At 49.3% G+C, this 25,187-nt stretch carries 20 protein-coding genes; 14 read left to right on the top strand and 6 right to left on the bottom strand.

Features of this window, described 5'->3' with window-relative positions:
- Nucleotides 1-2: 2 nt before the first annotated feature.
- Complete coding sequence (locus A2V21_304910) at nucleotides 3-995, bottom strand: hypothetical protein (protein OIJ73662.1); 993 nt, start codon at nucleotides 993-995, stop codon at nucleotides 3-5.
- 93 nt (nucleotides 996-1,088) lie between these two features.
- Between A2V21_304910 and A2V21_304905 the strand changes: the two genes are divergently transcribed.
- The 6 genes from A2V21_304905 to A2V21_304880 all read left to right on the top strand — a co-directional run bounded on the left by A2V21_304905 (nucleotide 1,089) and on the right by A2V21_304880 (nucleotide 7,002).
- Nucleotides 1,089-2,018, top strand: coding sequence for a hypothetical protein (locus A2V21_304905; GenBank protein OIJ73661.1), 930 nt, complete (start codon nucleotides 1,089-1,091; stop codon nucleotides 2,016-2,018).
- Nucleotides 2,019-2,033: 15 nt separating this feature from the next.
- Complete coding sequence (locus tag A2V21_304900; GenBank protein OIJ73660.1) at nucleotides 2,034-2,468, top strand: hypothetical protein; 435 nt, start codon at nucleotides 2,034-2,036, stop codon at nucleotides 2,466-2,468.
- A gap of 103 nt (nucleotides 2,469-2,571) precedes the next feature.
- Entirely contained in the window at nucleotides 2,572-3,615 is a 1,044-nt protein-coding gene (locus A2V21_304895; GenBank protein ID OIJ73659.1) for a hypothetical protein, read from the top strand.
- 18 nt (nucleotides 3,616-3,633) lie between these two features.
- Nucleotides 3,634-4,197 carry a hypothetical protein gene (locus A2V21_304890; protein ID OIJ73658.1) on the top strand — a complete coding sequence of 188 codons (564 nt, stop codon included), beginning with the start codon at nucleotides 3,634-3,636 and terminating at the stop codon, nucleotides 4,195-4,197.
- Nucleotides 4,198-4,199: 2 nt separating this feature from the next.
- Complete coding sequence (locus tag A2V21_304885; protein ID OIJ73657.1) at nucleotides 4,200-5,240, top strand: hypothetical protein; 1,041 nt, start codon at nucleotides 4,200-4,202, stop codon at nucleotides 5,238-5,240.
- A gap of 43 nt (nucleotides 5,241-5,283) precedes the next feature.
- On the top strand, nucleotides 5,284-7,002 hold the full coding sequence (locus A2V21_304880; GenBank protein OIJ73656.1) for a hypothetical protein: 1,719 nt from the start codon (nucleotides 5,284-5,286) through the stop codon (nucleotides 7,000-7,002).
- Nucleotides 7,003-7,198: 196 nt separating this feature from the next.
- On the opposite strand, the gene A2V21_304875 is transcribed toward A2V21_304880, so the two are convergent.
- The 4 genes from A2V21_304875 to A2V21_304860 form a co-directional block, all read right to left on the bottom strand.
- A complete protein-coding gene (locus tag A2V21_304875) occupies nucleotides 7,199-9,472 on the bottom strand; it encodes a hypothetical protein (GenBank protein OIJ73655.1) in 2,274 nt (757 codons plus the stop codon).
- Nucleotides 9,473-10,612, bottom strand: a complete 1,140-nt coding sequence (locus A2V21_304870) for a hypothetical protein (GenBank protein ID OIJ73654.1) — start codon at nucleotides 10,610-10,612, stop codon at nucleotides 9,473-9,475.
- Between the two features lie 365 nt (nucleotides 10,613-10,977).
- Nucleotides 10,978-12,312 (bottom strand): hypothetical protein, encoded by a 1,335-nt coding sequence (locus A2V21_304865; GenBank protein OIJ73653.1) that lies wholly within the window; start codon nucleotides 12,310-12,312, stop codon nucleotides 10,978-10,980.
- A 29-nt stretch (nucleotides 12,313-12,341) separates the two neighbouring features.
- Nucleotides 12,342-14,249 (bottom strand): hypothetical protein, encoded by a 1,908-nt coding sequence (locus A2V21_304860; GenBank protein OIJ73652.1) that lies wholly within the window; start codon nucleotides 14,247-14,249, stop codon nucleotides 12,342-12,344.
- A 764-nt stretch (nucleotides 14,250-15,013) separates the two neighbouring features.
- Between A2V21_304860 and A2V21_304855 the strand changes: the two genes are divergently transcribed.
- The 4 genes from A2V21_304855 (at nucleotide 15,014) to A2V21_304840 (ending at nucleotide 19,721) form a co-directional block, all read left to right on the top strand.
- On the top strand, nucleotides 15,014-15,742 hold the full coding sequence (locus A2V21_304855) for a hypothetical protein (protein OIJ73651.1): 729 nt from the start codon (nucleotides 15,014-15,016) through the stop codon (nucleotides 15,740-15,742).
- A 347-nt stretch (nucleotides 15,743-16,089) separates the two neighbouring features.
- On the top strand, nucleotides 16,090-17,196 hold the full coding sequence (locus tag A2V21_304850) for an aminotransferase DegT (protein ID OIJ75055.1): 1,107 nt from the start codon (nucleotides 16,090-16,092) through the stop codon (nucleotides 17,194-17,196).
- A gap of 1 nt (nucleotide 17,197) precedes the next feature.
- On the top strand, nucleotides 17,198-17,929 hold the full coding sequence (locus tag A2V21_304845; protein ID OIJ73650.1) for a hypothetical protein: 732 nt from the start codon (nucleotides 17,198-17,200) through the stop codon (nucleotides 17,927-17,929).
- An 82-nt stretch (nucleotides 17,930-18,011) separates the two neighbouring features.
- On the top strand, nucleotides 18,012-19,721 hold the full coding sequence (locus A2V21_304840; GenBank protein ID OIJ73649.1) for a hypothetical protein: 1,710 nt from the start codon (nucleotides 18,012-18,014) through the stop codon (nucleotides 19,719-19,721).
- Between the two features lie 274 nt (nucleotides 19,722-19,995).
- Here the strand turns inward: A2V21_304840 and A2V21_304835 are convergent, their stop codons facing one another.
- Complete coding sequence (locus tag A2V21_304835) at nucleotides 19,996-20,223, bottom strand: hypothetical protein (GenBank protein OIJ73648.1); 228 nt, start codon at nucleotides 20,221-20,223, stop codon at nucleotides 19,996-19,998.
- A gap of 406 nt (nucleotides 20,224-20,629) precedes the next feature.
- Here A2V21_304835 and A2V21_304830 point away from each other — a divergent pair, with 406 nt between their 5' ends.
- The 4 genes from A2V21_304830 to A2V21_304815 all read left to right on the top strand — a co-directional run bounded on the left by A2V21_304830 (nucleotide 20,630) and on the right by A2V21_304815 (nucleotide 25,155).
- Nucleotides 20,630-21,166 carry a hypothetical protein gene (locus tag A2V21_304830; protein OIJ73647.1) on the top strand — a complete coding sequence of 179 codons (537 nt, stop codon included), beginning with the start codon at nucleotides 20,630-20,632 and terminating at the stop codon, nucleotides 21,164-21,166.
- Between the two features lie 81 nt (nucleotides 21,167-21,247).
- Nucleotides 21,248-23,305, top strand: a complete 2,058-nt coding sequence (locus tag A2V21_304825) for a hypothetical protein (GenBank protein OIJ75054.1) — start codon at nucleotides 21,248-21,250, stop codon at nucleotides 23,303-23,305.
- A 2-nt stretch (nucleotides 23,306-23,307) separates the two neighbouring features.
- On the top strand, nucleotides 23,308-24,504 hold the full coding sequence (locus A2V21_304820) for a hypothetical protein (protein OIJ73646.1): 1,197 nt from the start codon (nucleotides 23,308-23,310) through the stop codon (nucleotides 24,502-24,504).
- Between the two features lie 9 nt (nucleotides 24,505-24,513).
- Nucleotides 24,514-25,155: a hypothetical protein gene (locus A2V21_304815; GenBank protein OIJ73645.1), complete on the top strand. Its 642-nt coding sequence runs from the start codon at nucleotides 24,514-24,516 to the stop codon at nucleotides 25,153-25,155.
- Nucleotides 25,156-25,187 lie beyond the last annotated feature (32 nt).

The raw sequence follows: 25,187 nt of genomic DNA, 5'->3' as shown, positions 1-25,187 counted from the left end.
ATTCAACCTCGAAGTGCAACGAAGGGAGCAGCTACTTCGATTGGTTTTTTGAAGCCCAGGCATTTTCTGGGTCTGTTGTTGATTAAGAACTCGATTCTGGCGATCTGGTCGTCCGTTATCTTACTGAAGTCGGTGCCCTTGGGCAAGTACCACCTGATGAGGCCGTTTACATGTTCGTTTGTGCCGCGCTGCCATGAGGCGTAGGGGCGCGCGAAGTAGCACTTGATGCCTATTGCCGATGTAATGGCCTCATGCCTTGAATTCTCGGTGCCGTTATCGAAGGTCATGGTCCGTCTGGCCTTTGACGGTAGGTCTCCGAGTCTCTCCACAACGGCATTATAGGTGGCCTCCGCTGTCTTGGCGTCGAGCTTGGTAAGCATAAGATACCTGCTCTTGCGCTCCACCAAGGAGTTGAGGGCTGCAAGGCTCTTTCTGGAGACCAGGCTGTCGCCTTCCCAGTGGCCGAACTGGATGCGACTTTCAACGGCTTGAGGCCGCTGGTCTATGGGAACGCGGTTGGGTATCTTGGTCTTACGCTCTTTTCTGCCGATGCCTTTGTTCCTTCGCTTGCGGTGTGCCCTCCTGAGGCACCGTATAAGCTCCTGACGGTCTTTTGTGTCAGGATGGTAGATGTACTGGTAAATGGCCTCGTGGCTTATTGAGAGCCCCGGCTGGTCGATCTCGATTCTCCCAGCTATTAGCTCCGGCGACCAGCCATCCTTGAGCATGGAGCGCACATAGGCCTCGATGCTCTCGTTCTTGAGCCTCTGATGCGTATTGGCCTGTTTCTTTCTCTCTTCGGCTCTGCCGTGTGCCCTGTGGGACATGTAGAGCCGATACGCAGGCGTTGCATTGCGGCGAAGTTCCCGTGAGACAGTGCTCTTGCTTCTTCCGAGGGCCTTGGCTATTTCCCCGAGGGACTTCTCCTCGGCAAGCATGGTGGTTATTAAGTCTCTTTCAGACAAAGACAGGTGAACATATTCTCTTTTCGGCATAGCCACTTAGGATAGCATCTTCCTTCCTGCTCTCCCAAGTGTTGCACTTCGCTATTGAACCGGCGAAGTATTAATTAATGAAAGGGGCAAAAAATGGCCGGAACATTTACGCATTGGATGGTTGTCGAAAAGGCACTGGATAAATTCAACAGGCTCCCCTCTAAGCATAAATATTTTTCGAACCTCTTGATGAATAACCATTTTGTCATGCTTGGATCTGTAGGGCCGGATTACCCTTATCTGAGTGAGCTGAAAAACAATATTCTAAAACTCCATAGCTGGGCTGACAGAATGCATTATGAAAATACAGGCGGGTTCGTCATAGAAGGAATTAAAAACCTTCAGAATCTTAAGGATAAAGAAGAGTTCAAGGTATGCCTGCCGTGGCTTTGCGGTTATGTAACTCATCTTATTGCTGATACGGTAATACATCCAGTAGTCAATGCCATAGTGGGTCCGTATATTTTTAACTCAACTGAGCACAGGCACTGCGAAATGATACAAGATAGTTTCATATTCAAGGAGATTAAAAAGGTCGAGATAAGTTATGCTGACTATACTCGTTTGATTAAGATGTGCTCAGAGGACGATACCGGGAATATAAATCCAGCGCTAGATTCATTCTGGACCAAGACGCTTGAAATGAGCCATCCTGATGGAAAAGATAAATTCAGGTACATAAATCCAGACGATTGGCATAAGGGCTTCCTCTCCAAAATAGAATTAGCCTCAACCCCCATACCTATTTTCAGGCATATAGGTGAAGAGGCAAATCTCGCTTATAAGATGACAGGCTCGATAACAGACTACGAAAAAAACACATACCTCACAAATACGAGCTTCCCTGGTGGGAGACGGGGTGATTTTATAGATGCCTTCGAAATGGCAGTCAATGAGGTCGTTAAGACCTGGGATAAGCTTTTCAAAGACATAGAGGAAAATCAACAAAGCAATTGTACCGAGTATATAAGGAACTGGAACCTCGATACCGGTGTGGATGAGGAAAAACTATATTTTTGGTAAGCAGGAGGGTTTTGAATGCGTAAGATTGCTTTCTTAGTGCTGATCTCGGTTGCGATCAGCGGTTGCACTTCCTTTAGTTTTTGTAAAAAACAACCGCTTAATTATTCAAGCACAGAAATATTGTTCTCCGATTTTTCGTATAAGATTACAGCTTATTATGCTGAAAAGAATCAAATTATCCCGGAAGATTTTAATGCGAATGAATTTATAAGAATTCTTGAAGAAGTTTATCCAGATAAACTATCGGTCGACAATGTTAAGAAGGATTATAGGATACAAGCGCGTCAGATTGGACAATTTTACTCCGTTGTAGTGTGCAAACCTGATACTGGCATTAAGCTCATGGAGGATTTTAGTTGTTCCTTAAATCGCGTAGATATTAGGTATTGGGACAGGAAAGACTCTACCCAGTGTGAGTTCGAGAAAGAATGGGAAACATATTGCAGATAAAAATGCGATTGTCTCGAAAATCGCTAAAAGGGGAATAACCTGAAAAGAGAATAATTCATCAGTAATTTTGTGCACTCTCTGTGCATTGCAAGGAGAAGGGGCCATGTCAATTCGAGTAATTTTTTCTGACCTACATTTTGGAGATCCACTATGTTCGCTACGGAGAAAGCTAGTAACGCAAGGCTTACGTAGTTTCTTGCAAGGGTTAGGGCGAATAGATGAGATCATCCTGGCAGGAGATATATTGGATGCAAATATTTCATCACTAACTAAGGCTATTGAAGGGCTGAAAGGAACTGGATCATGGCCTAAGCAAATCGGGTTTCGTACATGGCTTTCTTATCTGCTGGAAGATGGTGGATTAGATGTCGGGCGAATTGTTTACATTCCTGGGAACCATGACTACATCATATGGAACATACTTTCCACTGATAAAGCCTTCGTACAGCCTATTTCACAGGGGAAGGTACCAACAGACCTACCGCTTATTGAAGCGACCTTCTCACAGCCTTTCATCCGTGGTATAGCCCCCCAAAGAATGCGGGACAAATTTGAAGTAATATACCCGGATCACGAATTTGACTTGGCTGGCTGTTCAGTCCTCGTCACGCATGGGCATTACCTTGACGACCAGCAAGCGCTTTTTAAAAGCTTAGATGAACTTGTTCAAAAAGAAGGAGGCAACGAAGCTAAGGCAGTCAGAAAATTCTTCATAGGCACCGCCCAATATCAGGCAGTGGCTAATGCTGTCTCTTATCTAAAGGGGACTAGAGAGTTCGTAGACAAAGCCCATAAGGCACTTAGCGGACTTATCGACATCTTCGGCAAACTCAGAAACCAACCTATAAATGCCAAGATGTTAAGAGCCATCGAGATGTACCTCCTCTACTTCCGTAAAAAGCGACCCGATGTATTTATATTCGGTCATACTCACGAGCCAGGTCGTAAGAGCACTAAGGCATTAGGACATGAAAATCGTCTGATCCAAAAAGACATTGACGTGTGGAATGACGGAAGTTTCATCGAGGATAAGAGTTTAGGTAGAGCCGGTTCCTTTATTGTCACAAATGATAATCCTGAATCCGGAGAACCAATAAAGCTCTACGAGTTAGACCTCAAGGGAAATGTTAAAGAGAAAATCATTTAACTGCTGAGAGGGGAGACTATGGCTGTCAAAAAGAACACGAAGCCTACGCAAAAGGCAACTATAACCAAGAAGAATGCCTCACGCCTTCAACCAACCGCAAAGTCTGAGCGCGTTGTTGTAGACGAAATATTCGATGACGGTACTGTACGACTTCTCCGTGCGAAAAAGACTCGAAAGAGTGCTGCAGTGGACCTGAGCATTGGAGCGTGGAATAGCGAACGGGAATACTTTATAAAGGCCTGGCAGGTCGAAGCGTTTGTTGGATTTCCTTCGACGAAGCATCTAAGAGAAGGTGATGTCTTCTTAATAGCGGATGGCTCCCAGCTTACCAGTAAGTATGGTACAAAACTAGACTTCAGGTATAAAAAGCCACTTCCAAGAGAAGTTGCCTCTAAAATGCACTTGATTCACTCAGCAGACAAATCAAAGGAAAATGCCAGGACAGAAATTAAAAAGGAATTCTATAAACTCTCGGCGGTCAAAATGACTGCCGATAAGAAGGAATTGGATGAAATAATAAAGACGGTCGAAGAAAAATTCAAAAATCAGAACCCGATACAAAGCAAGAAAGGGGAAAGATAAGCATGGCTGACGCTGGAAAGCTACTGAAGAAGAACATGACAAAAAGCACTCTTGCTATCGTAGTTCTTAATGTCGGCGACGGTGATGCCATAATAGTACGGTTTCCCCCAATTCATGGAAAGAAAGCCTGTGCGGTCGTGGATTGTTACGATGCCGAAAAGACGATCGCCGCTCTGGAGGCGCTGGAGCCGGAGACCATCCCATTCATCTGTGCAACCCATCCACATTTCGACCATACAAGAGGTATGTCAAAACTGCTTACGTGGTGCTTGAAGAACAACTTGGTTCCGGAACAGTTTTGGGACAGTGGTTTCCGCCATGTTTCCAAGACACACTATGACATCATTAAAATGCTCCGAGAAAATTCAATAAAGACTGTCTACCCTACGAGTGGCTATGAAACCACTATAAACCAGGTGCGTGTGCTGGTCCTCAGCCCTTCCATCCATCTCAAAAACCGCTACGACACGTTCGGTACGAATATTAATAACGCCTCGATTGTATTAAAGATGGAATACCCCCCTCAAGATATAGCTCCATACTACCTAAGTACTGATGAAGCATCGGAAAAGGACCTCGCCGAAAATGAACGACTTAAACAAAATACAGTCATACTTGGTGGGGATGCACAGTTTGATGCTTGGGCACGAATCACAGATGAGTTTCCTGAACTGCAGCGAACACAGAATAGGGGACAGATGATCAACCCTGATGTCATCAAACATCGACCGCTTCGATGCCAGGTGCTGAAGGTGCCGCACCATATGAGTAAGCATGGCATCTCACTGGAAGTGCTTGAGACGCTTCTTCCTCGATACACCATCGCATCTTGTGATAACAATTCAAGGCATGGTTTTCCCCATGCACTCACTGTTATGGCGGTGGAGGATATTAGAAAAGAAAAAGGCAAGGGGATGAAGTTCACCGGCCACAGGGATAAAAACCTGCGTTCCGGAACTGTTGTTGCGTTGTTCCGTGGAAGCAATACAAAACCGTTACTTTATGGCCTCGGTGACCCGATAAATAAGAATGCACCACTATAGATTAAAAAATAAACCTCTGAAGAATTCTAGAAAGTGAACGAATATGCCAGATAATACTATTCAGAAATTGACTGTTTATAGAATAACTGAAAGCACACTTGATTCGGTTGTGATTCCATCATACAAATTAGTCAGCAGCGATACCTATCTGGTGGATGAGCAAGCATACCAATATCGTTTGTTTTTTTATAAAAGCGACCCCCATCAAACCGGTTGGATGCCTGTCTTTTTGCCTTTGAATCTTCAGCTTGAAAAGAAAGATATTCCTAAAACGATAGTGTCAGGATTTATTCTCATTGTTCAAATCGGAACATCTCTTTACGGTGTTACTGGAGGGATTGGCCATATTCATCTGCGAAAACACATGTCAATTGAGCATAGATTCGGGATTGAACTGGCACAAAGGATTCTTTCTTTGCCGGAGTTACGTGGATTGTCACAAAAAGATACAGGCGGAATTGTTAACTTACTAGATAGAGTGTTTCGAGGGATCTATAATCCTCATGGCGACATAAACAATTTAAAAAGAGTGTTGACCCACGTGCGTGGAACATTGCAAAAACAAAATCCACTACAAGCAAAAATTGGGCATAGTATCCAAGCCAGTGACGCTCTGACTGTGAATGGCCGAAAGCGATTTAAGGATATAATAACATTTCTTGTCGAAGTAGATAGGCTTGTCACGCTAGGATTTAATAAGATTACGATTCCACAATTAGAATACATTGGTAAGAAGGCTGGTGGTGAGCTTTTTAAAGAGCTAGAGATTAGACTAATAGATACTTTGAGCAAATACAATGCTGATGAAATGCATACTTTGTTTCTTGATAACGAGGATATTGGATATCTTCCTGACAGAGTTGTAAGTTATGAAATTCACTTCAACCGTCGCAAGTATGAGGCGAATACGTTTGATGGTGTATTTGAGCATGTTCGTGAGCTTCTTTCAAATATGAGCTCGGTGCGTGAGCGTTGCGAGGCCTTTCGTCGGATGAATCTGAAAGTTGATTTTGACGATGGGGCGTGCGAAGTACGCTCCCTATCTTACTTTTTGTGTGGCGATATTGAGCATAACAATGACATTTATTTCTTGAACAATCAAAAGTGGTACAGGGCTAGCGAAGAGTTCATTACTACGATCTCCAAAGAGTTGGACAATATCAAATGTCTCAACCCAATTGAGATTGGGCTTGAAGAGTGGGACAAATTAAAATTTCCCGAAGAGAAGGATTTTAATGCAGCACACAAGAACATGCTTGTGATGGACCGCCACTTGGTCAAAATTGCGAATGAAAGGGGCGGTATAGAATTCTGTGATCTACTTAATATATCCACAAATGGTATATTATTGGTACACGTAAAACATGCTACAGGCGCAGCTCTGCGTGCGCTTTTCGCACAGGGTTTTGTATCCGCTAAGTTATATTCAGAGAGTGTCGAATTTCGGGACAAGATTTACAACGGGCAATTGACTAGTGCTAATGGTTCTATCGCAGCAAAGGGGAAGAGAACTCTTCGCTCCCTAAAGCAATATCAACGTCATGAAATGAGTGTGGTCTTTGCGATTTTTGATGATACGAAATCTCATTTAGTTGCGGACAGAGCCACGGCAACATCCGAAGTGCTAAAAGGAGCACTCTCTACCTTTGCTAAAGTAGATTTGATAGAACGCGTCACAAATATGCGTGCGATGGGCTTCGATGTTGCAGTAACACGGATTAAGCCTTATCCTCAAAATGCTAAGGTTAGAAAGAAAAAATAAAACAGAGATAAAGAAAAGGGCCTCAAGGGAAAAAATAGTAGGTCCTTAAAATCTGTTCTACTGCGTTATGGACGTCAGAAATTGCGGTAAAGGAATTCGGCTTATTTGAATAAAGACTTATTTCTCAGATTTTCTTAGTAAGGATTGTTTCTATCACGATGAGCCAGTCCGTGGTTGTTAAAAAAAGACTCTCTCCTTATCCTTCCTTCACGGCAATAGATATTTCGCCCCCGCTGCCCACAATGATCATTAAGGCAGGCTGCCCTTCTAAAGCTAATGTTTTAGCAAGTGATTCAAGGAGGGCCCTATCAAAACCACTCGGATAAGCTGAGGTAAAAGATGGATGTGAATGCCACTCGCCAATGTAACCTACGATATTAGCAGTGCGGCGGGCGACGTCATTTAAAGCAGCAGCAAGGCCTTCAACGCCCCTGGTGAATCCAGTCCTGTCTGAGCTGCTGTCTGGTGGAGCCGACAGAGCATCTACAATATAAATGGACTTAAGTTTTTGGTCAATGTATCCCAGCACAATGCCACCGCTTTCGTTTGGAAGGTGTGCATGTCTCATGGAGCAGAGTTTCTGATAGAATGCTGCATCCCATATGACGTTCCATTCTCCACAGACAGCCTGTATCTTTTTTTGAACTGGAATGTCATGAGAAATCAAGGCTCCGGTATCCGATTCTTGCGACCAAATCCGGATGCGCGGTTCGGGTTTGTCGCGAAGTACGCGAACCTGCCTTGCGATAACGGCCGCATGAAGTTGAATAGACTCATTTGAAATTACAGCTGATATATCACGACACCCAGCGCCAACCCATAGCATTCCCATATGACCTTGCAAATGGGTCCATCCCCAATCAGAATTGAGGATGGCACGGTAATACTGGGCCTCTAATGAGTCGAGTCGTAAGCTGAGATCGGCAGGTTCAAGTAGAAGCACTGAACCTTCACCAGAAGGCGTAAGAAAGACCGATACGGAGCGAGATTTGCCGTCACGCTGAGACAAATCCCGGGGAACATCTAGTGTGGTAGTCGCATCGACAAGCAGGTCAGCACCCGAAATGGCATCTTCTATTCGACCGTTGGCCCTATTTGTAGCACTGTCAGCAATGGCCTCAACTCGATAATAGTTATTTAGGTGATAATTTGCTTCCACCACATCTTTTACAACATCTACTTTGAATCGACCAATATGTTGGTTTTTACCGACGTGGCGAATTATGTTATGTGGTTCAAAAGTCTCGGGGTCTATGAAAGTCCATTCTCCCCAAAATTCCTTGCTCCATAATTCAGCTAATGCGCTACCAAGCGCGCCGAGACCTAAAAGGACGCCTTTAAAGTCTGCTGTGTCCTCTTGAATTCCTGAAGCTTTGCGAGCAAAAGTTTTATCCGGTTCATTTTTTACTTGTACCGGTATGACTTCCATCTCGCGCCATTTTGTAAAGCTGTCTCCATCAGGCGCGCCTATTATTGGTATAGAGTAGAATTTGCCATTATGAGCAGTCAAGACGCCGAGAGTTGCACCAAGTATCGCAAGATCCTGGGCTATAAGGAATGCCCGCACCTCGTGAGATTCAGGATCAGCATCCGCGTTCCGTTTTACAGGGATAGAGAATATAAGCAGGCAGCGGGCCTGTGGATCACGAGTCAGCCCGGCTGGAGGAATTTTTCCCTTAACGAGATCTTTGAGTTTGCTTATGAATTCCTCACCTCGACGCTCAATCTGATCATGAAACTGTCCTAGCGTCCTTGGGAAAACCTCCATGGTTCCATGTATGACCGGAAGTAGCTCAAGCATGAGCACTTCAGTTCGGAATATTTTATGTTCCGGCTTCCCAGTCTTTGGGACAAATATACCTCGTATGACCTTGATGTCTTCTGCTGAGCGCTCAACGGAGACACAGGTAAAAGAGCTATGGGTATCCTGTATTTTGTCTTTAAAGTCGGGTGGAAGAACAATATCCAACGGGCTATCGTAGTAAATTCTTTCCAGAGGCTGGTCTTCTCTATGAAGCGTTCCTTCTGCCGTCTCTGAGAGCCACCAGAGAATCCGACGCAAGAACTTCTGGGGCGTCCAGGTACGCTCCACTGTACTCCAAGGTTCGAAATAAATACAGAGCCATGCGGGCTGCCCTAAACCAACATAGTTAAGGTGTGGAACCTCTTCCGGGAAATCCTTGCGGAGAACTCTAACTTCAGGAGCCTGCCAGGGGGTAAAAACAAGAGCAAGGCGCTCTCTTACTTTTATACCGACTGGATTACGAGACGGGACTTGATCATTTATACAATCTACAACAATAATTTCAGAAACCTTGCCATCAGTCCTTTTTAAAGAACGGAGTTCAACAACCTCAAAGTCATGGTGTTCTACGCAAGCAGATAATGTCTGTAAAGCAACCGGAAGAGTAAGATGGCCAGGGTTGAGATCTAAGAATGCTTCTCCGATGAGAATGTGTTCGACCGCCACTTAACCGGCCCTCGGAGCAGGAGAGGATGTAATGATTGCAGCGGCAGACATGATTGCCTTGTCACCCCTTGTTATACCATCCTTGTCAATTTTGAAGACGATGGGCTTTGGCTTGTCAGTATTTGGCTCTTCCATGGTAATCAGAAGCTTCGCGCCGTTAACCTGCTTAAGGTATTTTTCGTAACATTTCTTGGCTTGAATATGTGGCGGTTGTTTTTGTTCACGTCCGGTTTTGGAGTCTTCAACTGGACCGCTGGAACTTACAATATAGGCTCCTTCTTTGCCGAATTGAAGCAATTCCTCCACCAGGGGATTTGGAGATGTTTCCGTTTCACCTTTTTCGTCACTCAAGGCAAGATAGCTGCAGTGGTGAGGGATACTATAAATATCCCAGTTCAGGCGATCTTTGTGGTTATGGTCTTTCGTCGTCTGGACAATATCTTCCAGGATGTCCCACCGTGAGTCTCCGACTGCCAGATAATCAAATGTATTATTGCCAGCCTTGAACCGAACATTGAATATGAGCGCGGCTTCGTTGCGAAGTTCCTCACTCTCATCAACATGTTTGATGAATGGGGAGTGACAGAAAAATTCAACTCCGTCATTGTCGATAGTGAAGTCCGGCACGATCTGGCCAGCGTCGGTGATGAGGTGACGGCGAGAATCGAGACTAAGACCATTTTCTTCAAGCCAATCTTTTAATTTTTCAGGTTTTGAGAAAACCCTAATCCCTTTTCCTTCCTTAAACCGATGGCGAGCTTCCTGCCTCCATATGACAAACTCGTCGCTCTGCTCATCATTAGTAGCTGTTTCCAATATCATCGCAGCCGGTACCCAGAGCTCGTTAATCTTAATGCGTCCTTCACCCTGATATTTCTCGGTATGAAGTAATTCGAAAAACTCCGTACTATTTTCGATATGGTCCTTGTCGCCATGCGTAAATGCAACAACATCAAAAGCATCCTTTTTTGCCTTCTTCAGCTCATCCTTGAGTCTGTCCTTTAAGTTAATTTCTGGACCAGTACCATCCTCAGTTTTTTTGATGTGCCTGTAATCGAAAAGTAGCCGCTTCCCATTGTCTAGAATGATTTGGCTCGTGTCCCCATTGCCCACAGGATAAAATACAATTTGGTGCACAATACAGTCCCTCCTTAGTGCGAATTGCTGTTTTGGTCTTTTTGAGCCCTCTCAGTGAAGCTTAGCTCAACTGTCAAAGCGAGGCACTGATTAGGTACTTAATCATCAGGTGCTTTCATGATTACCATCAAGTATTCTTTTCTTTCCGCTGTTATGTGCAGCCATGCGTAAGGATACCACAAAATATAGTGGCTGGTCAAGCTCGCAACCACAATATATGTACAAGCGGGAAAGCTCAGATGTGCGCTAAACATGAGCAATGCTGCAGAAAGCGATTAAGAAGACTAATATTGCTTATTTTCGAGCAATAGAATGGTGGGAATGTTTCTCAGGCGTTTGCTTTTCAGAATATCAGAAGGGATGAAATTTTAGGACTGACCCTTTATCTTTATATCTATAAATAGCTCAGTTTCTGTGTAAACTTGAAGAAATTCCTTCAGTGAATCATTCCCATTGGCCGATGGCAGCCCTTGATCGGAAAGAACTACTCTCCCTGAAGTTAGCTCCGCAAGTCGATCCCATAGGGGCTTGTACGGCATGCGCCATTTCTTTTTTACTGCCATTTTACGGTTAACAGGGATGAGTGCTGCGAGTTCTGAGCTTGTCATTCTTTCGAGTCCCTTCTCTTTCAAAGTCGAATTATGGCTGCCGTGATGACCGACCTTGTATAATACCGTCCGGGAAAGAAGATCTTGGGCTGTGACCTGATTGTATTTGCCAGACCATGTTACATCGTCCCACGAAAGCCAATTGCCAACCTGCGCATCACCGGGGAACAAAAGTACATGCCCACCTGGTGAGAGTTCAATCGCAAGCACAAGACTCGTATTGTTCGTATGAGCATCAAGCTGGAGGGCGAGTTCCCCCGCTGTTCCGAGCCAGTCTGTATCGATTGTGCGCCATTTTTCAGAGCGGTACCTTTCATAAAGGTCGCTAATTGTGTGCTCATTAGGATTACAGACATAAGCAGGGTTAAAAGGGGCACCTTCATCTCGTTGATCAGGAAATCGCCTTTCAGGTGTTTCAAATGTGCCGAGCACTTTTAAATATAATCCCAGTTCACTACCGGGACGATCACCCAAATATACTTCGCCTTTTACAGGGCTGTTTTTGCGGATATACTTGCGATCGGTGGGCGGGCCAAGCACAAAGAAACGAACATTAGGGAGTCCCGTAATCGTTAATGGTTCGTCACCCGGCTTGCAGTATCGATGATCGGTCCACTTCTTCTTAATCCAGTCAAGCGCCTCCTCAGTTCTAAAGCTGGCAGCTCCCAATTCAGTTCCAAAAAATTCCCATATACCTTGAATGCGAGCTGCGTACATCGACTGCGAAGTGTGAAGGCGTTTGAGCGCCAGCCCTAAGGTGTCCAGTGCTAATTTGCGGCGGTTTCGTAGCTCCCGTGCCAGCGGGTTTTTAGGGTCTTCAGTCCATGAAAACCACACCTGGTCTACTGCTATCTTATTGAACTCTTCTTGCGCTTGCATGAAGCCAGAAATGTGATCCCAATGCTCATGAGTAGTAACAAGTATATCGAGATGCCCTCCTGTTGCTTCACGTATGTCGCTTACAACCTGCTTCATAACAGAAGTGGCATCCTCGGTTCCAAGTAATACCCCACAATCGATCAATACGTATTTCTGTTCTTTATTCTTGGTACCAAAAGCAAGAAGAAAACAATCTCCGAGGCCGTGACGATACATACGGACCACGCAACCATCAGAAGGTGCCTTTAGTCGCACTTGTTCTCCTCTCCGCGAATACGATGTACAAAGGCAAAGACCTCATCTCGCTCACGATAGCCCGTTATCCCAAAGTAGGTTTCGCTAAGAGACGGCGCAGCACTCATCCCATCTACAAACGCGCGTTGGCGATCATATCGTCGTTCACTATTGATATCCTTGTAAATGCAATAACGCAGTTTGCCAGTTTCCAGATCAACAATGAGCGTACATCCGCCGCGAAACCAGAAGTCAGGTCCCTGATTAGACTGAAGATCTTTTTGACATTGGCCTAAAGGTAGGTCGAGAAACCCGGGTGTCCGCTGGGTTATTTCAACTACCATATCTAAAAGGAGTTGACCATCTGGTCCCGATCGGCGTACAGGTCGAATGGAATGGACCTCAAATTTGCGCTCAAAATCCAGTCCTTTTATTAGTCGTTCTTTATAGTGGCGTGTTCGCTCTATTATGGTGTGAGCTTCCTCACGAGCTTCTTTCAATTTATGATATATGTCTTGCCGAAGTCCGCTCAAGTTCCAATTTTGCATCTGAAGTTTCACATCACTGCCAAGAATTATCTGGGGATTTTCTATATTCGATGTAAGATTTGACCCTTCCCAGATCAGGCTTTCTTCTGACAAAGTACGTACATCTCTTGGATAGATACCCCGCCGCCTAAATGCCTCCATGAAAGCCACGCGATACCCAAGACTATCATTAGGAACAAGGTCGAAATCAGCTGTGATCAACGCACGCAGGTAGTCGCCAAATGTGACATCTACTGGCGGGAGATAGTCAAGCGCTCGAATGCATATAGTGAGTACATGTTGTGCAGCCTTCGCCGCTTCAGTGGAGAGTCTTGAAACAAGGTCAGGATGAATAGCTCCTTCAGGAAGCATGCCTGAACCATGGGTTGCCAATCGAAAAAGATCAGCAGTTCGGCGATTATAGATTGCAAGGAATGCATCAAAAACAGCTGCGACGAGGATGGCACCGCGCTCGTGTGGCTCAGTGACTCGATCAATCATTGCTGGGTCGGGAGTCTTGCCGATCGCGCTGCGCAAGGCATCTGTTCTCCCAATAGCCCGGCCGAACTCACGAGCGAGCTTAGCCAAAAGATTGTCTGCTTTCAGGTCACCCCTTGTCTTGCTGATCTGGTGTCGGACGACATCCGGAAGTGAAAAATGTTGAAAGAGAGCGACAACATCGGCAAAGGCCTCATGAAAAGCGAGTACGTCAGGATTACTCGGTTCGGTGAGCCGCCGATGCATACCATCGAGTAGCGCGTGCGCTGTCTCGTGTGCAACGACATCATGTGAAAGACAAGTAAACACAACTCCACCTGGCAAGTGATCCGTTACATCTGTCGGTGCTGCCTGAAAATATCCAAAAAGTAAAGCTTTCTTTTCAGGGCTGTAATAGGCATTTGCTTCTCTCAATGCATGAGGGTATATGCGAAGTTGTGACACATACTCTTCACGATAAGCACCGCTTTCGTCAACCCATCGGCGGGGGGCCCATAAGGCACGCCTTCCAAGTGCAACTTCAAAATTTCGAATTGTTCTCATAGCTACCGCATATACCATCTGCTGGTGAAACTGAGGATTACCGTCGGAGGGTGCAAGTCCATCCTGCGCTAGGAGATAAGGATCATTCAGGTCGACCGGTTTGTAAAAGGCATCTGTAGAAGGATCATAGTCTATTATATCAAGGTACTCACCTCGCGGTCCAGGCGCGGGACCGTCATGTTTTTCATCATCCGGGCTTGATTCCCATGGGAGTTCAATGCGTGCCTCGCGGATTTCGATGGTTTCAAGGCTGTGGGCAAGGCTTGGGTCAATCGAATAAATTCGCAGGCGACGAAAAGGAGGTCTAGGAATGTTGTATGGTGATGCTGTCTCACTCCGAAATTTACGCATTTATTTACCTAGTCTTATTGTTTTTCGAATGCCGATATTAGTTTTATTTACAAAATATATTCGGAAACTCATTTAAATTTTTTTTTATAACTGTTCACCGTAGATAAGAAATTTTGTTTTTGATTGTTAAAACAAAATAAATACTTAAACCATACCAGTCTAATTTTTGAAATGCAATTGAAAACTAATTTCAATTTAACAGGTGAGTATCTCAGAAACTAGTAATCAATAGACAAGTTGATGAACTTAAAGCATTGGCGTAATAGCGAATATTTCTGCTCTTTACTATATGCGATCTCATAACGAGGCTTTTATATCGTTCTCCGAAAAACTTCTCGGATATTAATAACAATACCCTTGAGTGCATAGTTATGAAAATTTTAGCAAGATCAGAATACGATATTGATCTGAAGCTGCATACCTCAGCCTAAAAAATAATGCTGTGAAATATGCATTCAGCGTAACCAAATCGTAACCGAAATCTCCCAAAAGGGCCTTAAACGACGGGAAATACATAAAAGACAGAAGACCCAAAAACGCTTATATTTCAATAAAGTGCAGGTAAAAGGCCCGGTTATGATTTTTGATTGTAACGCGCTCATAACCCGAAGGTCGCAGGTTCAAATCCTGTCCCCGCTACCAGATCAAATCAAGGGGTTACGGCATATGCCGTAGCCCCTTGTTGCATTTCCGGGTTGGGTTGTTCTATGATTACATCAATTCCAGCAGGCCGGACGCCTGGATCAAGCCCATAGGACCGAAAAATGGTACAAAATGGAGTTACGGTCGTACTCCCGACCTACAACGAAAAAGAGAATATTTGTGTCCTCTCGCGCAAGATACTCGAGACCGTGAAGGCGAGCGTCGAGGTCGTGGTGGTGGACGACGACTCTCCGGACCTTACCTGGAAGGCGGTAGAGGAGATGGGCTTGCCTTCTGTCCGGGTCATCCGCAGGACGAATGAGAAGGGGCTTACCTCCGCGATCTTCCGCGGCATAAAGGAGAGCCGTTACGATATAGTCGTCTGGATGGACGCGGACCTTTCGATGCCGCCGGAGAAGATAAACGAACTGCTTGCCGGCCTTGAAGGCCATGACATCGCCATCGGCTCGCGCTACGTGTTGGGCGGCAAGGACATGGGCGACACAAGGACCGCCGCCTTTATGAGCCGCATGCTTGGCCTCTTTGCCAGGACGGTCTTGAGTATACCTGTCCATGACCTGAACACGGGCTTTGTGGCTACGAGGAAGAAGCTCGTCGAGGAGCTGGGCTTCAGGGGCGACTACGGAGAGTACTGTCTGGACTTTCTTTACCGCGCATTCAGGAAGGGCTACCGCATAGTCGAGGTGCCTTACGTCTGCGTGCCGAGGCTCAAGGGCGAATCGAAGACGGCCACGAGCCTTCTCGGATTTTTTGTGCGCGGAAGAAAGTATATATACTCGATACTGAGGCTCAGGTTCTTGCATGCAGGCGCTCCGACAAAGGCCTCATAGCCGGGTTTTAAACTTGTCTTTCCGTCTGGGCTGAAGGTCGGCCCTTTTCGCCCCGCCATCTCACCGTGTGCCCTTGCCCATCGCGTCCAAAAACCTCTTGAAGACTGCGGATTTATATAGTAGATTGATTTTTGTTTGAGCGCGTTTTCAAGCCCTCTCGCCGCTTCGTGTTCGTATCTTGCGCTTTTCATTATGACGACGGAAAAAGGTGGGTTACCATGCTTAAAAAGACCATCCAGCCTGAAAATTACGTCCCCGAAGAAAAGCTCCTGAACGTGATACCCGCCAAGGACCCTGAGCTAAAGGCGACCCTCAAAAGGATACCGGTAGTCGAGGAGACCGGGAAGATAATACCGGTGTGCGAGCCGACGCTTCGAGGCAACGAGCTTAAATACCTCAAAGAGTGCGTGGAGACCAACTGGATCTCGTCCACCGGCCGGAAGATAATCCAGTTTGAAGAGGCCTTTGCGCGGGCGGTCGGCGCCAAATACGGCGTCTCGTGCACAAACGGCACTACCGCCCTCCAGCTCGCCCTCTATGTGGCAGGCGTTGGGCCTGGCGACGAGGTCATCATCCCTACATTCACCATGATAGCTACCGCCAATGTCGTCACCCACCTGGGCGCAAAGCCGGTGCTTGTGGACTCGGACCCGTATACGTATACGATGGACGTCGGCAAGATAGAGGAGAAGATAACAAAAAAGACGAAGGCCATAGTGCCGGTCGATATCTACGGCCATCCGTGCGAGATGGATGCCGTACTGGATATCGCTGAAAGGCACGGCCTTGCCGTCATAGAGGACGCCGCCGAAGCCCACGGCGCCGAGTATCGCGGCAGGAAGATAGGCTCCATATCCGACGCGTCGACATTCAGCTTTTACGCCAACAAGATAATCACTACCGGCGAGGGCGGGATGATAACCACCGACAGCAAGGAGTTCTACGACAAGGCCAGGAACATACGCGACCATGCCTTCTCCGAGGAAAGGCACTTCTGGCATAAGTACGTGGGCTTCAACTTCCGCATGACAAACCTGCAGGCCGCCATAGGGCTTGCCCAGGTGGAGCGTTTCGACGAGCTTGTCGGCGCGCGCGTAAGGAACGCGCAAGCTTACAACTCCCTTCTGAAAGACGTGCCGGGGCTTACGCTCCCGCCACAGGCACAGGGCGTAAAGAACGTATTCTGGATGTACGCCATCATGGTTGAGGACGCCTTCGGCATGAACCGTGACGAATTGAGGGGGCGGCTCGCGGAGCGTGGCATAGAGACCAGGACGTTCTTCATACCCATGCACCTGCAGCCCATCTACCATAAGCAGTACATGGGTCAGTCATACCCGGTATCTGAATCCCTCTGCTCTAAAGGCCTGTACCTGCCGTCTTCCTCAAGCTTGAGCGAGTACGACATCCGCCAGGTCTCCGAAGCCGTAATAGACATCCAGGCCCGGCGTTAAAGTGGAAGAGCAGGAATATGAAAAGATGTACGAGATGGAGGATTCCTACTGGTGGTTCAGGGGGAAGCATGAGATCCTTCTCGGTCTTTTCAAAAGGTTGCCGGCCTCTCAAGGCAAGAAGATACTCGACGTGGGCTGCGGGACAGGCGGCCTCCTCTCAAAGCTCGGCAGGTACGGCAGCCCATACGGGATCGACTTCTCAACGACAGCGCTATCGTACTGCAGGAAAAGAGGACTTCCCAACCTCGCGCGGGGGACAGCGGAATCGTTGCCCTTCCAAGACGAGACCTTTGACGTAGTAACTGCCATAGATGTCTTTTACCACCGCAACGTCCGCGACGACCAGACCGTCCTGAGAGAGCTTGCAAGGACCCTTAAGAAGGGCGGCCGCGTCATCCTGAGCGAACCCGCGTGGATGTTCCTGTACGGCCCCCATGACAAGTCGATGCACGGCAAGAAGCGCTACAACGCCGCGGATATGAGGGAGCTTATGGCCTCATGCGGCCTTGTAATAGAAAAACTCTCCTATTTCAATTTTTTCCTTTTTCCTCTCATCCTCATCCTCAGGCTGCTTAAAAAAAGGAGCAGAGTAGAATCCGAATCGGACGTGCGGAAGATAAACCCGCTCCTCAACCGTATTCTTTTTCTGTTCCCGAGGTTTGAGGCTGGTTTATTGGGGCTCATCTCTTTCCCTGTAGGCGGTTCGGTCACGTGCATGGCGAGAAAACCGTAGGCCCGTTCATTAACCGCTTCCGCGCCTTCCCTGTTTCTGATCAGGCTTGTTTTTTTAAGCGAAATTATATAAAAATACCGGCATGCCGAGCGAAAAGAATAAAAACGTCAACAGGCTTCTTCTAGCACTTCTTGCGGTCCTGGCAATACTCTTCAGCGTGAGCGTCGGGAAGCACCTCTCCTATCCGCTCCTCTGGAACGACGAGGGCGACACGGCCATGTTCGCCACCCGTGTGCTGGAGTACGGCTACCCGAAGGTCCATGACGGCAAGAACGTGCTATATGTCCATCCTGTCGACATGCGCCTTGGGGTCAACGAACACGACATGTTCACCGCCGACCCGCTCCTGTGCTACTACTGGGCTGTCCCGGGCGCGTGGCTCGCTCAGAAGGCGGAAGACATCTATGCCAGGACGTTCCTTTTCAGGGCGCCTTTCGCTCTTACGGGTCTCGTTGGGATGATCGTTATGGCTGCTTTGGCGGGAGGCCTCTTTGAAAAGAGGCGGCCGGGGAAGCTCCTTTTCTACTCGCTCTTCGCCCTCTTCGCCCTTTTGTCTGTCTCACTGGCGCTGCACCTGAGGGAGGCCCGTTATTATTCGCCTGTAATACTTTTATCCGCCATCGTGCTCTATTTTTTCATAAACCACAGGCTGCTGGGCCGGTTGAGCTTCGGTCTTTACGCCGCGGTCTCCGTAGCCGCGCTCTTTCTCATATACAACGCGTTTTACCCGACCTATTTCGTATTGATAGGCTTTATCGGGCTTTGTGAATCACTGGCGCTCGTAAAGCGTATGTGGCCGCTAAAAGGGTCAGGCAAGGCCTTTACTCTTCCAGGCATACGCGATCTCAAGCCCTTCATCCCGATCTTCGCGTCGGTTCTGACCGTCGTCCCGCCTATCGTTTTCTTCAGGACGATGGAAGTCGTAAGCGTTGCGTCCACGGATAATTTCGGCCCAGGACAATACATCAGAAACATCGCCAATATAATTCATTATTTCGCGCAGTACGAGTTCCTCTATCTGGCCCTTTTTATGAAGGGGGTCCTTGCCTGCCTTATCGTCCGGGACCGCCTTTCAGGGGCCGGGCCCTTTGGCGCCGCTGCCGAAAAGGTCCGTGTCTCTAACCTTCTGACCCTCTTTTTTATAGTCCATGTCCTTGTTACAGCGGTAAATCCGTTGATCATGTCCACGCACTACTTCATAGTCCTGTTGCCTGTCCTGCCCATCATTTTGCTCCTGGACGCCTTCTCGATATTCGCTCTCCTGGGCAGGGGGGCGGAAGCCGCCCGAAAGAGACGGCAGGCAGTATTCGTATCCGCGGCCGCAGCCCTTCTCTTCATCAACGGCCTCAATAAGATGAAAGACCTCTCAGGGCATATCTACGAGCTTACCCATCAATATAGCGGTCCCGTCGACGCGATAGTCTCTTACGTAAAGGAGAATTATGAGAATACGGAGGGGCTCGTCATAGCCACAAACTACGAAGAGGCCTCCTTGATGTATTACCTTGGAAGCAAGGTAGTGGTCGGGTATAGATTTAACACTATCCGGGAGGACATGAAAGAGGTGCCAGACGTTATAATCCACAGGCGTTCCTGGGCCGGCTTCCCGTATGTCGACGCGTTCAATTACTTCATGCAAAAGGCCGAGTACGAGAAGGTCGCCTTGCAGGTCAGGGACCATCCGGTAAATAACATCCCGGACCTGCACTACGAGGGTATCAGGCACCTCTACCGCACCCCGATAGCAGCGACCGAATCGGAGCGCTTGAAGGTCTATGTGAGGAAGGAATAGCCGCCGCGCTTTACATCGTGTCGACCACCGTGGAGTTCATAATAGAAGGACGCCTTAAGGGCGTTCTCGGGATAAAAAAGATGATAAGCCGATGATTTTAACCTGCGGGTTTTTCTCTTGCGCTTTTTATCCAGTTTAACCCCTGCTTGCCTCAAGCGGAAAAAAATGATATTCTGTGAACATGACCTGATCTCCGGCATCTGCGGATATCATTGCTCCTCACGGTTTAACGTTAAAAATCCTTGTGGATATGACCAGGTACCTTTCCTTAATCTTAGTCTTGCTCATGCTCTCTCCCATATTCAGCCAGCTTGTGAAGGCTTCTGCCGGGTCCTGCTCGGTCGGCCCTGTCCATGAATGCACCCATGGCGACGCTTGCCCCATGCACGGTAATAAACATGGCGCAGGCCATGGCCATCACGCGGACGGCGACGGCGGCAATGGCCTTATCTGCCATGTCTCGAACGTGGAAGATGAGAACAGCTCGTCCGATAGTGACCACAGCCCATGCTGCGTCATATCCTGCGAAGATGAAGGCGCCTCGGGGGTCTCCTCCACGATATCCGAAACTGATTACCTTACGTCAATGGGCGGTGTTCGTCTCGTCGATTGCGGCAGCGCCAATATCTGCTCGCAAAGCACCGTTTATACAGACCCTCCACAAGGCCTCACAGACAGGCCGCCAGCTTCCAATTAAAGTCCGGTTCACCTGACAGGCTGCTGAAAAAACTCACTTGACGGTCATTCTGAGCGAATGCGAAGAATCTCGCCTGAAAATCGGTGCGCGAGATTCTTCGGTCGCTGCCGCTCCATCAGAATGACATGTTTTGGATTTTTTCCGCATCCTGGCTAAATCTCTTAAATAAACATTAAGCGCTATTGCGTCTGCGGCCTGAAGGAGGTCTTTTATGCGCTGTCGAGCCGCGAGGCCGCTTCTATTGGCGGTCATTGCGCTATTTCTCTTTGCCATGCCGGCCCACTGCAAGGACAATGCCGGTATGGGCGTAGTCCAGTCCAGGGGCCTTACCCTGCCGCCGGACTTTACCCTTCCCGGCGTTGACGGAAAGGCCTGGCGCCTTGCTGATTTCAAAGGCAATGTAACGCTCCTTAACTTCTGGGCGACGTGGTGCGAGCCATGCCTTGAAGAGATGCCGGCCCTCGAGGCGCTATGGAAAGAGCTCGGCCCCAGTGGGCTTGCCATAGTCTCCATAGCAGGAGACAAGGGCGGCATGCACAGGGTGGGCGAGGTGTGCAGGATGCACGAAGTCACCTTCCCCGTGCTGCTTGACCCAGCGGGAGATGTCTCGGCGGCGTACGGCGCTACGGTCTTTCCCACGAGCTACATAATAGGGAGGGACGGAAAGATAAAGGGCAGGATAGTCGGCCCGAGGGAATGGGACAGCGGTCCTTCAAAAAGGTTCTTCGAGAAGCTTCTGAATGAATGAGACAAGGAGATATCTTCCATGCAGTACAGGAATTGGATCTTTATCAGTAAGACCGGCTTGTGCGCGGCCCTTGCGGCCCTCATGCCCATCTTTCAAAGCGCCTTTGCCGAAGAGGCTGAGTATATAGGCGAGGTAACCGTAACCGGCACAAGGGAGGCCGAACCCGCCAAAGAGATACCCGCGGCCACAGGCGCCATAAAAGGAGATGAGATACAGAGGGTGAGGCCCACCCACCCGGCCGAGGTGATGAACAGGGTCCCTGGCGTCTGGGTCAGCTCCACAGGCGGCGAGGGGCACACCACCTCCATACGCCAGCCCCTTACGACAAGCCCGGTATATCTCTTCCTCGAGGATGGCGTGCCGATAAGGTCGACCGGCTTTTTCAACCATAACGCCCTTTATGAGGTCAACGTCCCCGGGGCCGGCAGGATAGAGGTGATAAAGGGCACTGGAACGGCCCTTTACGGGAGCGACTCCATCGGCGGCACGATAAACATCATGACCAGGCCCGCCCCGCTTACGCCTGAGGTCGAGCTTAACCCCGAGATAGGCTCATACGACTGGGTGAGGCTCCTCGCCAGCGGCGGCAACACCATCGGAGATAATGGGTACAGGCTCGACCTCAACGTTACCCATTCAGGGGGATGGCGCGAAAGAAAGCTCTACGACCGCCAGAGCGCGACTCTTCGATGGGACCATGTGAGCACCTATGCGACGAGCTTGAAGACGATACTCTCGTACTCCGGGATAGAGCAGGAGACGAGCGGAGGCGCGCCCCTTTCCAGGGCCGACTATGACGACAGGCCCTGGTACAACTACCAGACCTTCGACTACAGGAACGTCGATTCGTTCAGGCTGTCGACCGACCTCGAACATGAGATCGGAGATAACGCACTCGTAAGCGTCATCCCGTACTTTAGAAAGAACAGGATGGAACTGCTTCCCGAGTGGGCCATCTTCAAGTCCGGGGCAGACCCTTCAGTCTACATGGGCTATGAGTCTACGACTGATTTTTACTCCCTTGGCCTTCTTGCCAAGTACAGGAGGGATTTCGCGCCGATGAGGACCCGGTTTATAATCGGGGTAGACCTCGACTACAGCCCCGGCCAGTACGAAGAGAGGCGGCTCGACATAACGAGGGATACTTCCACGCTCAAGTATACGGGCTATAGCTATGCTACGTCGGATGCGAATAACTACGATTTCGACGCGACGTTTATCGGCATCTCTCCGTATACGCAGATAGAGCTCTCTCCCGCGGAGAAGCTCCGCCTCACCCTTGGCGCGCGCTATGACGACCTTGCCTATGACTACACGAACAACCTCACCACAAGCCTGAACAGGCCCGGATCGACCTACAGGTCGTGGTCGAGGCTCTCCCCAAAGGCAGGGGCCACATACGAGCTGACCGATAAGGTAAGCCTCTTCGCCTCCTATAACCAGGGCTTCAGGATACCCTCAACAGGGGATATCTTCAGGGCCGGGGGCACCGCTGCTACAGCGGTCGACCTCGACCCGGTAAAGGTCTACAGCTACGAGACGGGCTTGAAGGGCGCTCTTGGCGAAAAGGCGCGCTTCGAGACATCAGTCTATTACATGGAGAAGAAGGACGATATCGTGACCTTCAATGCAGCGCCGGGGGACAGCCAGAGGCTCAACGCCGGGAAGACCGTGCACAAGGGGATAGAGGTCGGCCTTGAAGTGAAGCCGGTCGACAGGGTCGGTCTTGGCGTAAGCTACTCTTATTCCATGCACGAGTATGACGAATGGCGGGTATCAGGGAGTACTGATTTCAGCGGCAAAGAGATGCCCGTGGCCCCGAGGCATAACCTGAGCGTAAGGGTCGATTTCACCCCGGCGTTCCTCAACGGGGGCGCTGCTGAGATCGAATGGGTCCATCTCGGGAGCTACTGGCTCGACGACGCCAATACCGAAAAGTATGGCGGGCACGACCTGGTGAACTTAAGGACCTCGTATTACCTGACACCTCAGTGGGAAGTCTATCTCAAGGCCACTAACCTCCTTGACAGGCATTACGCTGAAAAGGCGGCAAAGAGCTCTTCCGGCGAAGCGCTCTATACGCCGGGGACACCTCAGTCGTTATTCGCCGGGCTGGTCTACAGGTGGAAGGGGGAATAGGGATGGCCATGAAAAAGTATACTTTAGCGTTATTCGCATTGCTCTTCTTTGTCTCTTTGCCTCCCGCAGCCCGGGGGGGCGTATCTTTCGGCCCGCAGGCCGTCATAGACCACCGTTCAAAGTCGGTCTCTCCGCCGGCGGCTCTGTTGGGAGATGACGGCATGCTCTATGTGGCGTGGACGGAGGAGGAAAAGGAAGGGATCTCGGTCTATCTCATCGCCTCCGGCGATTATGGAAAGAGATTTTCCCCTGAAGTGAAGGTGAACGGGGCGGAAGACGCGCCGTTGTCAGCACATGAGCCCCCGGCCATGGCGCTTGGCCCAAAGGGAGAGATCTACCTCGCGTGGAGCTCAAAAAGAAGCGGAGGACCTTTTGCCTCTGACCTGATGGTCGCGAGGTCTACGGATGGCGGAAGGAGCTTCTGGCCTTCGGCCAGGGTAAATGACAACAAGGTCCCCGCGTCAGCCGGCTTCGCCTCTATCGCCATCGCCCCTGACGGCGCTGTATATGCCGCATGGCTCGACGGCAGGGAGAAGGAGGCGAAGGGGCCAGCTACTTTTATCGCGGTATCCAGGGACGGCGGCAGGAGCTTCGCGGCTAATACCCCTGTCGATTACGGTTCCTGCCCATGCTGCAGGACAGCGCTCGCCACAGGCAGTGATGGCTCGGTCGTAGTTGCCTGGCGGAAGACCTTTCCAGGCGATGTAAGAGAGGTCGTCGTATCATCCGGAAAAGGCGCGGCCTTTGGCGCCCCGGCAATCGTCGGGAACGACAGATGGGAAATAGCCGGATGCCCTCACAGGGGGCCGTCTGTCATGGCCGATGGCAGAGGCGGGCTCTTCGTTTCGTGGTATGCCGAGATAGACGGGGAGCCTGGGATATTCCTTGCCGCATCAGCCGATGGGGGAAAGAGCTTCACGAAGGAAAGGATAGCTCATAAAAAAGGTTTCCCTGATAACGTGACATCGGCCTTGAGGGGAGAGGAGCTGCTGCTGGCATGGCAGGAGACGACACCTGTGGCAAGCGACATTATCTTCGAGTCTCGCGAGAGCGGGAAGGCTTTCAGACTTAAGCTCAATAGCGACGCCAGAAAAGCAGGCAGCCCCGTGATATCTGTAAACGGCAAGGGCGAGGTGCTCGTCGCCTGGCAAAAGCAGGACATGAGAAACTTTAAGACGATATTCGTAATAGGAAGATAGGCAGCTGAAATGGCGGTAAAGCTTAATACAACGCTCGCGTTCTCAGCAATCGCGCATGTCATCCTCCTGGCCGCGCTCGGTGGCCTTTTCCCAAAAGGTGTCAATCAGCCATACGCCTATACGCAGATAGAACTCGTTGGGGAGACGATCGAAAAAGAAAAAGAGGCGCGGAGAAGGGTGGAGCCGGTCAAGGCGCAAATGGAGCCTCAAGCGGAAGTGCCCAGGGCCGGTATGGATGCCGCTGTCGAGCCTGTCGCGAGGGCGCCTGTAGCGGCTCCGCCCTTGCCCGTTGAAGGCGCGAAGCCGCAGGCCGCTATAAAAACAGAGGCCACGGCCCCCGCGGCCGTTGTAGAGACTCCTGCTGAAGCAGACGGCGCGGCATTCGGCGGCTATGTGATACGAAAGATAGACAGGGCGAAGCTCTACCCGAGGTGGGCAAGAGAGCGTGGCTACGAGGGAGAGGTGCTCGTGAGCTTCAGGATAAAGACAGACGGGTCCGTAGCTGACGTTAAAGTGGTCAAGCCCTGCAAATGCGATGTCCTCAATAAGGCCGCCTGCGAGGCGATCGAGAGGGCCGCGCCGTTCAATGACGGGCCCCCTGGCCAGACAGGCAGGATGGAGGTGAGCATAGGGTTCAAGCTCAAGAAGTAATTTGGCAGCCTGAATGAGTTTCGTTTTTCGCT

This window comes from Deltaproteobacteria bacterium GWC2_55_46 (assembly GCA_001595385.3).
GTDB lineage: Bacteria > Desulfobacterota > GWC2-55-46 > GWC2-55-46 > GWC2-55-46 > UBA5799.
This window is presented reverse-complemented; position numbering and strand designations above follow the sequence as displayed.